17 protein-coding genes are annotated in these 13,902 nt (G+C 72.8%); 7 read left to right on the forward strand and 10 right to left on the reverse strand.

Going from position 1 to position 13,902, the window contains the following annotated elements:
• The first annotated feature begins 118 nt into the window (after positions 1-118).
• Both E1212_RS24630 and rsrA read left to right on the forward strand, forming a co-directional pair.
• Positions 119-718 carry a sigma-70 family RNA polymerase sigma factor gene (locus E1212_RS24630; RefSeq protein ID WP_131987398.1) on the forward strand — a complete coding sequence of 200 codons (600 nt, stop codon included), beginning with the start codon at positions 119-121 and terminating at the stop codon, positions 716-718.
• Complete coding sequence (gene rsrA / locus E1212_RS24635; protein WP_131987400.1) at positions 715-990, forward strand: mycothiol system anti-sigma-R factor; 276 nt, start codon at positions 715-717, stop codon at positions 988-990. Before E1212_RS24630 ends, rsrA begins: the two co-directional genes overlap by 4 nt.
• 135 nt (positions 991-1,125) lie before the next feature.
• On the opposite strand, the gene E1212_RS31230 is transcribed toward rsrA, so the two are convergent.
• Together E1212_RS31230 and E1212_RS24645 are read right to left on the reverse strand one after the other, a co-directional pair.
• Entirely contained in the window at positions 1,126-1,200 is a 75-nt protein-coding gene (locus tag E1212_RS31230; protein WP_370246331.1) for a 50S ribosomal protein bL37, read from the reverse strand.
• A 76-nt stretch (positions 1,201-1,276) separates the two neighbouring features.
• The gene (locus tag E1212_RS24645; protein WP_131987404.1) at positions 1,277-2,017 is read right to left on the reverse strand and encodes a DUF5317 domain-containing protein; all 741 of its coding nucleotides are present in this window, start codon (positions 2,015-2,017) and stop codon (positions 1,277-1,279) included.
• 104 nt (positions 2,018-2,121) lie between these two features.
• Between E1212_RS24645 and E1212_RS24650 the strand changes: the two genes are divergently transcribed.
• Both E1212_RS24650 and E1212_RS24655 read left to right on the forward strand, forming a co-directional pair.
• Positions 2,122-2,337 carry a biotin/lipoyl-binding carrier protein gene (locus E1212_RS24650; RefSeq protein WP_131987405.1) on the forward strand — a complete coding sequence of 72 codons (216 nt, stop codon included), beginning with the start codon at positions 2,122-2,124 and terminating at the stop codon, positions 2,335-2,337.
• Positions 2,334-2,726, forward strand: coding sequence for a thioesterase family protein (locus E1212_RS24655; RefSeq protein WP_203417173.1), 393 nt, complete (start codon positions 2,334-2,336; stop codon positions 2,724-2,726). Before E1212_RS24650 ends, E1212_RS24655 begins: the two co-directional genes overlap by 4 nt.
• Here E1212_RS24655 and E1212_RS29650 read toward each other — a convergent pair.
• Positions 2,714-2,872, reverse strand: coding sequence for a hypothetical protein (locus E1212_RS29650; RefSeq protein ID WP_162605615.1), 159 nt, complete (start codon positions 2,870-2,872; stop codon positions 2,714-2,716). The two genes, E1212_RS24655 and E1212_RS29650, sit on opposite strands and share 13 nt — an antisense overlap.
• Positions 2,873-2,965: 93 nt before the next feature.
• Here E1212_RS29650 and E1212_RS24660 point away from each other — a divergent pair, with 93 nt between their 5' ends.
• Positions 2,966-3,937: a GlxA family transcriptional regulator gene (locus E1212_RS24660; protein WP_131987407.1), complete on the forward strand. Its 972-nt coding sequence runs from the start codon at positions 2,966-2,968 to the stop codon at positions 3,935-3,937.
• A gap of 7 nt (positions 3,938-3,944) precedes the next feature.
• Here E1212_RS24660 and E1212_RS24665 read toward each other — a convergent pair whose 3' ends face one another.
• The 3 genes from E1212_RS24665 to E1212_RS24675 form a co-directional block, all read right to left on the reverse strand.
• Positions 3,945-5,609 (reverse strand): acetolactate synthase, encoded by a 1,665-nt coding sequence (locus E1212_RS24665; RefSeq protein WP_203417174.1) that lies wholly within the window; start codon positions 5,607-5,609, stop codon positions 3,945-3,947.
• 165 nt (positions 5,610-5,774) lie between these two features.
• Positions 5,775-7,085, reverse strand: coding sequence for an FAD-binding oxidoreductase (locus E1212_RS24670; RefSeq protein ID WP_203417175.1), 1,311 nt, complete (start codon positions 7,083-7,085; stop codon positions 5,775-5,777).
• 54 nt (positions 7,086-7,139) lie between these two features.
• The gene (locus tag E1212_RS24675) at positions 7,140-8,021 is read right to left on the reverse strand and encodes a DUF2785 domain-containing protein (RefSeq protein WP_131987411.1); all 882 of its coding nucleotides are present in this window, start codon (positions 8,019-8,021) and stop codon (positions 7,140-7,142) included.
• Between the two features lie 64 nt (positions 8,022-8,085).
• Here E1212_RS24675 and E1212_RS24680 point away from each other — a divergent pair, with 64 nt between their 5' ends.
• Positions 8,086-9,561 carry a sensor histidine kinase gene (locus E1212_RS24680; RefSeq protein ID WP_131987413.1) on the forward strand — a complete coding sequence of 492 codons (1,476 nt, stop codon included), beginning with the start codon at positions 8,086-8,088 and terminating at the stop codon, positions 9,559-9,561.
• A gap of 259 nt (positions 9,562-9,820) precedes the next feature.
• On the opposite strand, the gene E1212_RS24685 is transcribed toward E1212_RS24680, so the two are convergent.
• The 4 genes from E1212_RS24685 to E1212_RS24700 all read right to left on the reverse strand — a co-directional run bounded on the left by E1212_RS24685 (position 9,821) and on the right by E1212_RS24700 (position 12,674).
• A complete protein-coding gene (locus E1212_RS24685; RefSeq protein ID WP_053203257.1) occupies positions 9,821-10,072 on the reverse strand; it encodes a WhiB family transcriptional regulator in 252 nt (83 codons plus the stop codon).
• A gap of 351 nt (positions 10,073-10,423) precedes the next feature.
• Complete coding sequence (locus E1212_RS24690; protein ID WP_131987415.1) at positions 10,424-11,350, reverse strand: diacylglycerol/lipid kinase family protein; 927 nt, start codon at positions 11,348-11,350, stop codon at positions 10,424-10,426.
• A 35-nt stretch (positions 11,351-11,385) separates the two neighbouring features.
• Complete coding sequence (locus tag E1212_RS24695) at positions 11,386-12,276, reverse strand: RNA polymerase sigma factor SigF (RefSeq protein WP_238992471.1); 891 nt, start codon at positions 12,274-12,276, stop codon at positions 11,386-11,388.
• A gap of 8 nt (positions 12,277-12,284) precedes the next feature.
• On the reverse strand, positions 12,285-12,674 hold the full coding sequence (locus tag E1212_RS24700) for an ATP-binding protein (RefSeq protein ID WP_131987417.1): 390 nt from the start codon (positions 12,672-12,674) through the stop codon (positions 12,285-12,287).
• 160 nt (positions 12,675-12,834) lie between these two features.
• Between E1212_RS24700 and E1212_RS24705 the strand changes: the two genes are divergently transcribed.
• Complete coding sequence (locus E1212_RS24705) at positions 12,835-13,800, forward strand: zinc-binding dehydrogenase (protein ID WP_131987419.1); 966 nt, start codon at positions 12,835-12,837, stop codon at positions 13,798-13,800.
• Positions 13,801-13,902: the final 102 nt, after the last annotated feature.

A 13,902-nucleotide genomic window follows, 5' to 3' on the forward strand; every position in this document is an offset into this window, starting at 1 on the left:
ATGCTTGGAGGTTCGGCTGACTGTGGGTGCGACGTGCTTGGAGCGTCCGGCGCTCGAGAGCGTGGGACGTGACGGCCAGACGGCGTGGAGCTCGCACGCGCCGGTAGACTTGTCGGTGATGACAGACCAGGAGAGTGACGAGCAGCGCACGCAGCGCTTCGAGCGCGATGCGTTGCCGTATCTCGACCAGCTGTACTCGGCCGCGCTGCGCATGACGCGCAACGCCAGCGACGCCGAGGACCTGGTCCAGGAGACGTTCGCGAAGGCCTACGCCTCGTTCCACCAGTTCAAGGAGGGAACGAACCTCAAGGCGTGGCTCTACCGCATCCTGACCAACACCTTCATCAACACCTACCGCAAGAAGCAGCGCGAGCCGCAGCAGAGCGCCACCGAGGAGATCGAGGACTGGCAGATGGCGCGGGCCGAGGCGCACACCTCGACCGGCCTGCGCTCGGCCGAGGCCGAGGCGCTCTCCCACCTGCCCGACTCCGACGTGAAGAGCGCGCTGCAGGAGATCCCCGAGGAGTTCCGCATCGCGGTCTACCTCGCCGATGTCGAAGGCTTCCCGTACAAGGAGATTGCCGACATCATGGGCACACCCATCGGCACGGTGATGTCCAGGTTGCACCGGGGCCGCCGTCAGCTGCGCGGGCTGCTGGAGGACTACGCCCGCGAGCGTGGGCTGGTGCCGAAGGTCACTCAGGAGGTCGGAGGATGAGCTGCAACGACGACGAAGTCGACTGCGCTGAGGTTCTCGATCGGGTCTACGTCTTCTTCGACCGCGAGCTCGACGATCGCACGCTGACGTACGACGAGATCAAGGCCCACCTCGACGACTGCGAGCCGTGCCTGTCCACGTACGACATCGAGCGGGTCATCCGCGAGACGCTGGCCCGGGCCTGCGGCTGCGACCACGCGCCCGACGAGTTGCGGCTGAAGATCCGCGCTCGCATCCAGGAGGTCCGGGTGCAGATGACCCGGACGCCCTGACCACAGACGTCGCACAGACGAGAGCCCCGGCACCTGCAACGGCAGGTCCGGGGCTCTCGTCGCCTTCACGGGCGCCACTGTTCTCCTGTCCCTTGCGGGACTTCTGACCGCCTTGGACCTCGCGGTCGTGGTGGGTCAGGAGTTGGGGCGCTTGCCGTGGTTGGCGGCGCTCTTCTTGCGCGAACGGCGCTTGCGTGCCTTCTTGCCCATGGCGAGCTGACTCCTTCCGGGATCGGTGTGCTGTTGGCGGTGCGATCCGCCGGGGCCCGCACCGACGGGCGAGCCGTCAGGCGGTGACGCGCGGCGATTCCGGCGCGGTACCGGCGGACGCGTCGCCCTCCATTGTCGCATGGTCGGCCGATGGCTCCCGCTGGGGCGGTGGCGGTGGTGCCGCGGTCCGCGGGTGGGCCGGACGGGGTCCGCCCGGGCGCTGTTGGGGCCGAGTGCGGACGGCGGGGCGCTCGGACGGGCGCTCGGACGGGCGCTCGGCGGCTGCGGTGCGCCGTCCGATCATCGTGGTCGCCAGGGCCGCCGCCACGCCCGCCGCGACGGCGACGTCGCCCGGGCTGACCGCCTCGGGCCGGGGCGGGAACGCCACGGGGATGGTCTTGCCGAGCCACGGCAGCCGGGTGGTCTCGTCGAGGACGGTGACCCGGCCCGTCTCGGCCGCCTCAGCGCCGGTCACCGCGACGCCGGCCCGCTGCTGGGCGTCCGCCGACACCGGCATGCCGCCGTTGAGCAGGATGACCAGGCCGTTCGCGGCGAGGCCGAGCGCCACCAGGCGGGCGCCGTGGTAGGAGCGGTTGAGCCAGGCGTAGAAGCCGAGCGTGAACCAGCACAGCGCCGTCATGGCCGGCAGCAGCGGCTCCCAGCCCCAGCTGCCGGCGACGCCGACGGCGTAGGCGCCCAGCGCCGTGAGGATGAGCCGGCTGCGCACCGGCGGCCGTTCGCCCAGCCGGCGCAGCCGCCCACCTCGTGCGTACCCCGCCACCAGGCCGGCGGCCAGGGCGAGCAGGAGCAGCGCCATATCATCCATCCTGAACCGCTGCGGCGCCGAACGGACGGACGCCACGCCCGCGAGCCCGCGGGTTCGTGGTGGAATGCACGTCAGACGGCGAGAGGAGTCAGCACGTGGCCGAGTTGGTGGCCGCCGAGATGGTGGCCAATGTCCACTCCGTGGCGGTATCCGTGGGTGACCAGGTCGATGCCGGGGCGACCCTGCTGATCCTGGAGTCCATGAAGATGGAGATTCCCGTGCTGTGCGAGGACGGCGGGCTGGTGTCCGAGGTGAAGGTCGGCCCGGGCGACGTCGTCCAAGAGGGCGACGTGCTGGTCGTCCTCTCGTGACGGAGCTGCGGCCGGGCCTCGCGGCCAGCGAGTCGCACACCGTCACCGAGGTCGACACCGCGCTGGCGGTGGGCTCCGGCGACGTCCCCGTGCTGGCGACGCCGCGGCTGGTGGCGTGGATGGAGTCCGCGACCGTGGCCGCCGTCGGCGCCGATCTGGCCGACGGCGACACCACGGTCGGGACGCGGATCGAGGTGGATCACGTCGCGGCGAGTCCGCTCGGCGCGCTCGTCGAGGTGCGCTGCGAGCTGACCGCCGTCGACGGGCGGACCCTGCGGTTCTCCGTCGTCGCACTCGACGGCGACGGTGAGCCCGTGGGTCATGGGACCGTCACCCGCGCCGTCGTCGGGCGCGAGCGGTTCCTGGCCCGCTGGACTCAGCGGGCGTAGGGGTGCGTCGGCAGCGACGGGGACCACTCGTCCTCGGCCCGCGGGAGCGGGTCGTGCCGAGGGCCGCCGTCCGAGACCGTCCAGCGGGCCGCGTAGACCGCGGCGGCGATCGCGACTGCCAGGAGAAGAACGATGTAGGTGCTCATGGCAGTAATTCTGCTCTCCTCGGAATCCTGCCACCAGTGGCAGGACTGCCAGCAGGCATCGACTTCCTGCCAGAGATCTGGCACACTGACGGAATGCTGCGAAATGTCGCTGCCGTGGTGCTCGACGGCGTCGCCCCGTTCGAGCTCGGCGTGCTTTGCGAGGCGTTCGGCGTCGACCGGTCCGACCAGGGGCTGCCGACCATGGAGTTCGACCTGTGCGGCCCGTCCCGGCAGGTCAAGACGTCCATGGGCTTCGACCTGCTCATCGAGCACGGGCTCGAGCGGCTCGAGTCGGCCGACCTCATCGGCGTGCCGGCCATGCCGCGGGGCGACGCGTATCCGGCCGAGCTGCTCGAGGCGCTGAGGGTGGCCGTCGACCGCGGGGCGCGGGTGCTCTCGGTCTGCTCCGGGGCGTTCGTGCTCGGCGAGGCCGGGCTGCTCGACGGGCGCCGCTGCACCACCCACTGGATGTACAGCGGTGAGCTCGCCGCCCGCTTCCCCGACGCCAAGGTCGACCCCGGCGTGCTCTACGTCGACGACGACCCCATCATCACCAGCGCCGGCACGGCCGCCGGGCTCGACGCCAGCCTGCACCTGTGGCGCAAGGAGTTCGGCGCCGACGTCGCCGCCACGGTGGCCCGCCGCATGGTCGTCCCGCCGCACCGCGACGGCGGCCAGGCGCAGTTCATCGAGGCGCCCATCCGGGCCACTCCGGCGCGCACGCTGGCCACAGTCGTCGACTACATGGCCGCGCACCTCGACCAGGACCTCACCGTCGACGACCTCGCGGCCCTGGCCAACATGTCGCCGCGCACGTTCGCCCGCCGGTTCCGCGCCGAGACCGGCACCACGCCGTACGAGTGGCTGCTGACGGCCCGGCTCGCGGCGGCGCAGCGCATGCTCGAGCGCGGCGACGACGTCGTCGAGACAGTGGCCGCCCGCGCCGGCTTCGGCACCGCGGCGGCCATGCGCCATCACTTCGCCAAGCGGCTGGGCACCACGCCGCAGGCCTACCGGGCCGCGTTCTGCGAGCGCCGCCCGGGCGAGGTCGCCGAGGCGTCCTGACGAGCGGTCAGATGCCGGTGGTCGACCGGGGGTAGGCGATCTTCGGGTCGCACTGCACGTTGACCAGGTACGGCACGCCGGCGTCGAACGCGCGGCGCAGCGCCGGGCCGACGTCGCCGGGCTGCGTCACCGTCTCGCCGGCACCGCCCAGGGCCTCGACGACGGCGTCGTAGCCGGTCTCGGGGCGCAGGTCGGCGGCGACGTCATAGCCGTACAGGAATCGCATGGGGTGCTTCTCGAGGCCCCACGCGCCGTTGTTGCCGACCACCATGACCACGGGGAGGTCGTGGCGGACCAGCGTGTCGACGTCCATGAGCGACATGCCGGCCGCGCCGTCGCCGTAGAGCAGCACGACCTGGCTGCCCGGCCGGGCCAGCCGGGCGGCGGCCGCCGCGCCCGCACCGGCGCCGAGGCAGCCGTACGGGCCGGGGTCGAGCCAGCAGCCGGGCCGGCCGGGCTCGATCAGCTTGCCCGCCCACGAGACGAAGTCGCCGCCGTCGCCGATGACCACCGCGTCGTCCTCGAGCACGCGGTTGAGCTCGCCGTAGATGCGTGCGGGGTGGATCGGCTCGCCCTCGGACTCCAGCAGCGGGGCGTCGCGCTCGACGGCGGCGGCCGCCTGGTCGCGCAGGCCGTTGGCCCAGTCGTCCCAGCGCCGCGTGGCCCGCAGCGAGTGCAGGATGCCCTGGAGGACGAGGGTGAGGTCGCCGGCCGCGCTGGCGGCGAGCCCGACGTGCGTCGCGAGGCCCTCGGGGGAGTCGGCGACGTGGACGACGCGGGCCGGGGCGCCGCCGTCGGCGCCGCCGAACGTGCCGAAGCCAAGCCGGAAGTCCAGCGGCGTGCCGACCACCACGACGAGGTCGGCGTTCGTGAACGCGGCCGAGCGGGCGCGATTGACCAGTAGCCGGTGACCCTTGGGCAGCACACCGCGGCCCATGCCGTTGGCCACGACCGGGATGCCCGTCTCCTCGGCGAAGCGCAGCGCGGCCTCTTCGGCGCCGTCCATCCAGACATCGGAGCCGAGGACGACGACGGGGTGCCGCGACTCGTAGATGGCGGTGGCGACGGCGGTGAGGTCGTCGGGGTTCGGCTCGGGCCGGGCCGCCGGCGGCGTGAGGTCGAGACTGACGTCGGCGAAGCTGTACAGCTCGTCCATCGGGACGTCGACGAAGACCGGGCCGCGGTGCGCCGACCGGGCCACGCTGAGCGCGCGGTCGACGACCTCGCCCACGTCGGCCGCCTTGTGCGCCGTCGTCGACAGCTTGGTGACGGGATCGAGCAGCGGCGGGTGGTCGAGCTCCTGCAGCGCGCCGGTGCCCCACCGCCAGGCCGGGGCGCGGCCGCCGACGGCGAGCAGGGGGACGCCGCTGAAGTAGGCCTGCGCGATGCCGCTGACGCCGTTGGTGACGCCGGGGCCGGCGGTGAGCACGACCAGGCCCGGCTCGCGGGTGAGCTTCGCTGTCGCCTCGGCACCGAAGACGGCGGTCTGCTCGTGCCGCACGTCGACGATGCGCGTGGGCGACCCGGCCTTGACCACGGCGTCGTACAGCGGGAACACGTGCGCGCCGGACAGCGTCCACATGGTTCCGACGCCGTGCGCCTCGGCGACGGCCAGCGCGTGCTGGCCCGCGTGACCGCTGAGCTCGATGTTGTTGCGCTGCGAAACACTCACGGGTTCACCGTACCGGAATCCATCTGCCGATCATGGCGCAGCGGCGAGACCGCAGCGGCATCATGGGGGTCCACCGGCCGCGGCGGGTCCGGTTGCCGTCACCACGCGTGGGTCGGCGGCCGGCGCACCCCGACGACGGAGCAGCAGGGGGCTGGCGACCGACGCTCACAGCGAGTGCGGGAAGGCGAACAGGCGGTCGGGGTCGTAGTGCCGCTTGACGGCGGCCAGCCGGGGCAGGTTCTCGGCGTGGTAGGCGAGCAGGGCGTCGTCGCCCAGAGCCGGGTCGGGGAAGTTCGGGTAGACGCGGCCCGAGCCGTCGGCGTGCGCGATCGCCCAGGACGCGTCCGGCCAGGACGAGGCCGTCGCGGCGCCGTGCTCGAGCAGGAACCGCTCGCCGCGGTGGGCGAACGCCGTCGCGCCGGTGGGCACCCGGTTGTAGGCGCCGCCCAGGGCCGCGAACGCGAGCCGGCGCGGCCCGGTGTCGTCGCGCAGGCCGAGCTCGAGCGCGGCGCCGAGCGCGTCGATCGTGCTCCGCCGCAGCGGCCGGGCGAAGAGCTCCGACCGGATCCGCCGCCCGCCAACGATGTCGTCCAGCGGATCGCGGCCGGCGAGCATCGCCTTGAGCCCCGAGTACGCGACGCCGCCGCGCAGCTCGAGCCGCGCCCCCACGGCCGCGCGGAACCCGTCGAGCACGCGGCGGGTCGGCGCCTCCGGGAGCAGCGACGCGCCGCCGATCGCCACCTCGGCCGGCCGGCCGGGCACGGCGAGGACGGACAGGTCGACGGTGACCTCGTCGGGTGCGTCCGGGGCCCAGTCCTGCCAGGCTTCGACGACATCGGCCAGCGGGGCACGCGGCGGTCCGAACGCCACCAGCGTCGTCGCCGGCTCCGGCACGGTGGCGAAGACCAGCGACGTCACGATGCCGAACTGGCCGCCGCCCGCGCCGCGCAGCGCCCAGAACAGCTCCGGCTCGCGCTCGGCGTCACAGTCGACGACCCGGCCGTCGGCCAGGACCACCCGCGCACCCGCCAGCCGGTCGCAGGTGAGCCCGTACCGCCGCCCGAGCAGGCCGATCCCGCCGCCGAGCGTGAGGCCGGCGATGCCCACCGTCGGCCCGCAGCCGGCCGGCAGCGTCCGCCCTCGCCGGTGCAGGGCCTCGTACACCCCGGCCAGCCGCGCGCCGGCCCCGATCGTGGCCACTCCGCGGGCCGTCACGTCGACGCCGTCGAACAGGCCGAGGTCGAGCACGATGCCGTCGGTGGACGACCGGCCCGCGAAGCAGTGCCCGCCGCCGCGCGGCACCACCGGGGTCCCGGTCGACCGCGCGTACTCCAGCGCCCGGACGATGTCGGCGACCGATCCGCAGCGCACCACCAGCCGGGGCCGGACGTGCGCGAATCGCACGTCGGCCGGCCGGCGCGCCGCCTCGTAGCCCGGGGACCCGGGCCGGAACACCTCGCCGTCGACGTCGATCACGCCCACGACGCTACGGCCGTGCCGGACGGGCCGATTGAACGAACCGGCCAGCCCTCAGCGCTGGCGGTACAGCCAGGGCGCGCTGGAGCGCAGGGCCGCCTGCAGGGCGAGCATGAGGTCGGAGCGGACCGCGGGCATCGCCTTGACGGTGCTGGCGACGTTCTGCGCCGGGGTGCCCTGCACGCCGAGCAGAAGCTGCAGGTGTAGCGCCCGCAGGTAGTCGAGGGTGTTCTCGCGCGCCGCGGCCCGCTTCGAGGGCGGCCGCGAGTCCTCCTGCCAGGCCTGCGCCAGGCGGTCGAGCCAGCCCTCGAGCGACTCGATGGTGACGAGGTCGCGGTGCAGGATCGACATGGAGGCGTAGGCGAGCCGCTGCTCCTCGCCGGCCGAGAACCGGTGCCGGGTCGGCGTGGTCAGCCGCTCGGCGACCACGTCGAGGAGCACCCGCAGCTCGTCGGCGTTCAGGTGCCGCGACGCGCTGAGTGCGCCGAGCACGTCGGCCCCGTGCACGACGACGTTGGCCCAGCCCTGGCTGGGGGTCCAGCCGCGCAGGTCGCGCTCGGCGAGGAACCAGCCGACGGCCTGGTCGGCCCACGTGAGCACGGCCGCCGGGTGCAGCCCGTGGCTGATGTTGTCGCGGGCGATGACCTCGGCCAGCACGCTGGCCGAGAAAGACCGGCGCAGTACGGAGTCGGTGCCCTCTTCGCCCAGGCCCTTCTTCAGGCCGAGCGCGAGGCCGTCGCCCAGGCCGATGAGCAGTTCGTCGTAGACGCCCTCGCGGATCCAGGTCTGCAGGACGGAGCGGGCGATGTCGTCGCGGACGTGCGGGTCGGGATCGCCCAGCATGGTGACCAGCTCGATGGTGAGCTCGTCGAGCGCGGCGCCCTGAGGTAGCCGGAAGCCGTCGGCGACGACCTGCTCCCAGTAGGACTGCTGCACGGAGCAATCCTCGCAGAACCACCTTGGTAGAGGGAAGCGAGGTGACGAGAGCTACGCTCATGACGTGCCGTCGCTCAACGACGTCGTCCAACGTCACACCGATCTCTCCGAGGCCGATCTCGACTGGCTGCATGCCCTGATCGCCGACTGGCAGCTGCTGGCCGACCTCTCCTTCGCCGACCTCGTGCTGTGGGTGCCCGACCGCGACGGCGACGGCTACCGCGCCGTGGCCCAGATGCGCCCGACCACGGGCCCGACGGCGTACGTCGAGGACCTCGTGGGGACGTACCTGGTCAAGGGCCGCCGTCCGCTGATCGACACCGCCTACACCGAGGGCCGCATCCGCCGCGAGGGCGACCCCGAGTGGTGGGACGACGTCCCCGTGCGGGTCGAGGCCATCCCGGTGCGCCACGAGGGGCAGGTCATCGCCGTCATCGGCCGGCACACCAACCTCATCGCCGTCCGCACGCCCAGCCGGCTCGAGCTGTCGTATCTCGAGTGCGGCAGCCAGTTGGCCACGCTCATCACCGAGGGCCGGTTCCCGCACTCCACCCGCACCGACATGGGCCGGCGGGGCGCGCCGCGGGTCGGCGACGGCCTCATCCGTCTCGACGCCGACGGCGTCGCCGTCTACGCCAGCCCCAACGCGGTCTCCGCCTACCGCCGGCTCGGCCTGGCCGCCGACCTCGTCGGTGAGCACCTGGGCAAGGCCACCGCCACGCTGGCGCCGCCGCCCGGGGCGCGCGACGAGCCGCTCGAGGACGTCCTGGGCGGCAAGCAGCACGTCCGCACCGAGATCGAGGGCAACGGCGCGGTGATGACGCTGCGGATCATCCCGCTCGATCCCGGCGGCCAGCACGTCGGCGCGCTGGCGCTGTGCCGCGACGTCACCGAGGTCCGCCGCCGCGAGCGCGAGCTGCTGACCAAGGACGCGACGATCCGCGAGATCCACCACCGGGTCAAGAACAACCTGCAGACGGTGGCGGCCCTGCTGCGGCTGCAGGCACGGCGCATCGCCTCGCCCCAGGGCCGGGCGGCACTCGACGAGGCGGTACGCCGCGTCGGCTCCATCGCCATCGTCCACGAGACCCTCTCGCAGACCGTCGACGACACCGTCGCCTTCGACGACGTCGCCGACCGCCTGCTCGCCATGGTCTCCGAGGTCGCCGCGACGACGTCCGACGTCCGCGCCACCCGCGAGGGGACGTTCGGGATCCTGGGCGCCGAGACGGCGACGCCGCTCGCCATGACGCTCACCGAGGTGCTGCAGAACGCCGTCGAGCACGGCCTCGACCGGCGCGGCGGGGCCGTGCTGCTGACGGCGGAGCGCTCCGACGGGCGGCTCCTGGTCACCGTCGAGGACGACGGCGTGGGCCTGCCGGCCGGCTTCGACGCCGCCACCACGGGCAACCTGGGCCTGCAGATCGTCCGCACGCTGGTGGTGGGCGAACTGGCCGGAACGCTGGACATCGGGCCGAGGGGCGGTGGCGGGACTCGGGTCGTACTCGATCTGCCGGTCGTGGTGCCGGCGCCGAGCTGAGTCGCCGCTGCTTGCGGGGGTCCGCGGACCGGCCGGATCGCTGCGCGGCTGAGCGCGACCTCCGCACCGGGCTGCGCGAGCGCGGCAACCTCTACGCCGGGCTCCGGGATCCGGCCCGGTCCGTGCGCGCCCGTGGTCGCGTTGCGTCGGGGGCTCCGGCGCCTCCACGTAGCCACCCCGGACGTACCGACGCCCCGCCGAATCCGGGGTTCTGGCGGGGCGTAGCGTTCAGTGCTGTTGTCGGTGCCGGCTCTCGGCGTCAGTAGGCGCGGGCGCGAGCTCGCGCGTTGCGACGCTTCAGGGCGCGGCGCTCGTCCTCAGAGAGCCCACCCCACACGCCGGCGTCCTGGCCGCTCTCGAGAGCCCAGCTCAGGCAGGCTTCGCGCACGTCGCAGCGACGGCAGACGGTCTTGGCCTCCTCGATCTGGAGCAAGGCGGGACCGGTGTTCCCGATCGGGAAGAACAGCTCGGGGTCCTCGTCTCGACAGGCGGCACGGTGGCGCCAATCCATGGTTCTCACAGCTCCTTATGGTGTAGTGCCGAACGGATCAGCCGTTCGGCCACGTTGCACTTCGTGAATTCGTTCACGAATCCCTGCCCGACCCTGTGGCTCCATGCGGGCCGAGGGGGATGACGCGAAGTCCTGCGGCGGCCTACCGCGCGCTCATGGCGCACGTGTAACCGCGTCGCCCTACCAGGGTGACAAGTTCGTGATGCATCTACAAGGGCTTTGTGTAATCCGTCTCATGAAGGTCGGTGTAGCGTCGGTCACAACATCGGTCCAAAACAGCCAAGATGGGACCATAACCGGCGCTCCTTGTGGTGGCAAGGGTTCTGCGGACCTGCGACCAGTACCCACTCATCAGTAGGCGATGCGCAACGCGTCCGGCACCGATGTCAGCGTGATCTCCGTCCGGTCCCCGATGTAGTCGCCGTCGACCTGCACCGGCTGTGGCGTCGGCGCCCGCAGCACCAGGGTCGAGCGGTCGTGCAGCGACACGACGTCGCGCCCGCGCGGTCCGCGCTGCGTGGTCAGCTGGGCCAGGTGCAAGAGCGTGGGCGCCAGCCGCAGGCTGGTCAGGCCGAACACGTCGAGACCGGCGTTGAGGTCGGCGAACGGCGTGGGCCGCAGCGGCCGCGCGCCGAGGTAGGTCCAGGGCGTGCAGTTGGTGATGATGACGACCAGCAGGCCGGCGATGGGCAGCCCGTCGTCGGCGGTGAGCTCGATGACGCCGTGCCGCCGCTCGGGCTGGGCGAAGAACCGCCGGATCGCCGTGCGGATGTACAGCTGGACGGTCGACACCCGGCCGCGCTCGCGCTCGGCCTCGACGGCCTGGATGACGTCGGCGTCGAGCCCGATCCCGGCCGTGAAGGTGAAGTAGCGGTCGTCGAGGCGGCCCAGCCCGATGCTCTGCCGCCGCCCCGAGCGCAGCGCGTCGAGCAGCAGCCCGGTGGCCTCGATGGAGTTCTCGGGGATGCCGAGGTTGCGGGCCAGCACGTTGGTGCTGCCGCCCGGGATGATCGCGATGTCGGGCACCTTCTCGCCCGGGACCGGCGCCGGCTCGAGCAGGCCGTTGACGACCTCGTTGACGGTGCCGTCGCCGCCCACCGACACGACGAGGTCGACGCCGTCGGTGCGGGCCTTGCGGGTCAGCTCGGTGGCGTGGCCGCGGTGGGTGGTCTCGGCGACCTCGAGGTCGAGGTCGTTGCTCAGTGCCGACAGCAGCACGTCGCGGGTGCGCACGGACGTCGTCGTGGCGTTGGGGTTGAGGACGACGAGAGCGCGCATGTGAGACACCCTACGATCCGGTGGTGCGCCGCCGGTCAGCGGAACATGCCCTCGCGCAGTTGGATCAAGGTGCGTGCGAGCAGCCGCGATACGTGCATCTGCGAGATGCCGATCTCGCCGGCGATCTGCGACTGCGTCATGCCGCGGAAGAACCGCAGCACGATGATGCGCCGCTCGCGGTCGGGCAGTCCGCTCAGCAGCCGGGCCAGCGTCTCGCGGTTCTCGACGCCCTCGAGTGCCTCGTCGTCCTGGCCGATGGTCTCGATGGTGCTGGGCGCGTTGTCGCCGGGCTCCGGCGAGTCGAGCGAGACGGTGCTGTAGGCGGCCGCCGTCTCCAGGGCCTCGAGCACCTCCTCCTCGGTGGTCCGGGTGGCCTGGGCGAGCTCGGCGATGGTGGGCGAGCGGCCCAGCTGCTGCAGCAGGTCCGTCGTCGCCGTGCTGATGGACAGCCGCAGCTCCTGCAGCCGGCGCGGGACACGGATGGCCCAGCCCTTGTCGCGGAACCAGCGCTTGATCTCGCCGAGGATGGTCGGTGTCGCGTACGTGGAGAACTCCGCGCCGCGGCCGGGGTCGTAGCGGTCGATCGCCTTGATGAGGCCGATGGTGGCCACTTGGACGAGGTCTTCGTACGGCTCGCCGCGGCCGGCGAACCGGCGGGCCAGGTGCTCGGCCAGGGGCAGGTGCAGGGTCGTGAGCCGGTTGCGGATCTCGGCGCGTTCGGGGTCGTCGGGACCGAGGCGGGACAGCAGCTCGAGCAGTGCCCTGCTGGTGGCGCGGTCGACGGTGCCGCGCGGGGTCTCGCCGTCGGTGTCGTCGAGCACCGGCGGCGGCTCGACGGCGGCGACGACCGGTCTGACGACGTCGATGGCCGGACCGGCGGGCTCGTCCATGGCCTCGCTGGTCAGCCGCACCTCGGCAGCTCCCACCGCCCGACTCAACCCCGCTTCTTCCGCAGCATGATGGAGACGCGGCCGTCCTCGACCCGCGAGTGCACCTCGCCGGCCAGCGCGGACAGCACCGTCCACGCGAAACTGTCGCGACTGGGCAGGTCGGTCTGGGCAGCCGGCACCGACACCACCACGTCGAGGATGTCGGTGTGCAGCTGGAAGCTGCAGTGCATGTTCGAGCCCTGGACGGCGAGCGGGAGCAGCATGGCGCCGGCCTCGTCGACGGCGATGCGCAGGTCCTCGATCTCGTCGAGCGTGAAGCCGATGCGAGCGGCCAGCCGGGCAGCGGTGGTCCGCAGCACGGTGAGGTAGGCGCTGGACGCCGGTACCTGCAGCTCAACCAGGTCACCGAACGACGAACCGGACTCGCTCACCAAACCTCCTCGTGTGTGGTGCTCCCCGAACAGGGTGTCACACCTGGGGCGGAGAGTCCTCACGCCGCCGGGTCGCCCCGCTCGGGACACTCCGACGCATCCTGCCATCCGAGCCGGTCGGCGTGAACCCGGAACGGCTCGTGGAACTGGTTAGCATCGGGGGATGCTCGCCGCCTACGCCTCGACGCTGGACGCCGCCGACCCGCTCTCGGGGCTGACCCTAGGGGAGCGGCCCGAGCCCGCGGTCCCCGACGGCTGGACGACGGTGACCGTGCGGGCGACGGCGCTCAACCACCACGACCTGTGGTCACTGCGCGGCGTCGGCCTCGACGCGAGCCGGCTGCCGATGATCCTGGGCTGCGACGCCGCCGGGGTCACCGACGACGGTGCCGAGGTGCTGGTGCACGCCGTCGTCTCCGACCCCGACTGGCGCGACGACGAGACCCTCGACCCCAAGCGGTCGCTGCTGTCGGAACGATTCCAGGGCACGTTCGCGGCACGGGTGGCGGTTCCACGTCGCAACCTGGTGCCCAAGCCCGCCGCGCTGTCGTTCGAGGAGGCGGCGTGCCTGCCCACCGCATGGCTGACGGCGTACCGCATGCTGTTCACGCAGGCGCAGGTGGTGCCCGGCCAGACGGTGCTCGTACAGGGCGCGGGCGGCGGGGTGTCGACGGCGCTCGTGGCGCTCGGCGCGGCGGCCGGGGCGCGGGTCTGGGTGACGTCGCGCGACCCCGGCCGGGCGGCGCGGGTGCGGTCGCTGGGAGCCGACGAGGTGTTCGCAAGCGGCGCGCGGCTGCCGGCGCGGGTCGACGCCGTCATGGAGACGGTCGGCGCGGCGACCTGGCAGCACTCGCTGCGGTCGCTGCGGCCGGGCGGAACGCTGGTCGTGTCCGGCGCGACGTCGGGCTACGAGGCGCCGACGGAGCTGAACCGGCTGTTCTTCCTGCAACTGCGCGTGCTGGGATCGACCATGGGCACGCGCGACGAGCTGGCGCGCCTGGTGGCGTTCTGCGAGCGGACCGGGCTGCGCCCGGTGATCGACCGCGTCCTGCCGCTGACGGAGGCCGAGGACGGCTTCGCCGCCCTGGACCGCGGCGAGGTCTTCGGCAAGGTCGTGTTCACGCCGTAAGGCGGGTTTCCCCGTCCGCCTGCTGCCCATTCTCTTGAGCCGCGCGGGTGCCTTCGAGTTCGCGCGCTCTGTGCTTGCGCGCCGCCGGGCTCGGGGGGTGGG

The organism is Jiangella ureilytica (genome assembly GCF_004348545.1).
GTDB lineage: Bacteria > Actinomycetota > Actinomycetes > Jiangellales > Jiangellaceae > Jiangella > Jiangella ureilytica.

Excerpts from the sequence above, each read along its gene's own strand:
- E1212_RS24685 (WP_053203257.1), bottom strand. The coding sequence starts at position 10,072 with ATGGATTGGCGCCACCGTGCCGCCTGTCGAGACGAGGACCCCGAGCTG.
- E1212_RS24660 (WP_131987407.1), top strand. The coding sequence starts at position 2,966 with ATGCTGCGAAATGTCGCTGCCGTGGTGCTCGACGGCGTCGCCCCGTTC.
- E1212_RS24690 (WP_131987415.1), bottom strand. The coding sequence starts at position 11,350 with ATGCGCGCTCTCGTCGTCCTCAACCCCAACGCCACGACGACGTCCGTG.
- rsrA (WP_131987400.1), top strand. The coding sequence starts at position 715 with ATGAGCTGCAACGACGACGAAGTCGACTGCGCTGAGGTTCTCGATCGG.
- E1212_RS24705 (WP_131987419.1), top strand. The coding sequence starts at position 12,835 with ATGCTCGCCGCCTACGCCTCGACGCTGGACGCCGCCGACCCGCTCTCG.
- E1212_RS24630 (WP_131987398.1), top strand. The coding sequence starts at position 119 with ATGACAGACCAGGAGAGTGACGAGCAGCGCACGCAGCGCTTCGAGCGC.
- E1212_RS29650 (WP_162605615.1), bottom strand. The coding sequence starts at position 2,872 with ATGAGCACCTACATCGTTCTTCTCCTGGCAGTCGCGATCGCCGCCGCG.
- E1212_RS24645 (WP_131987404.1), bottom strand. The coding sequence starts at position 2,017 with ATGGCGCTGCTCCTGCTCGCCCTGGCCGCCGGCCTGGTGGCGGGGTAC.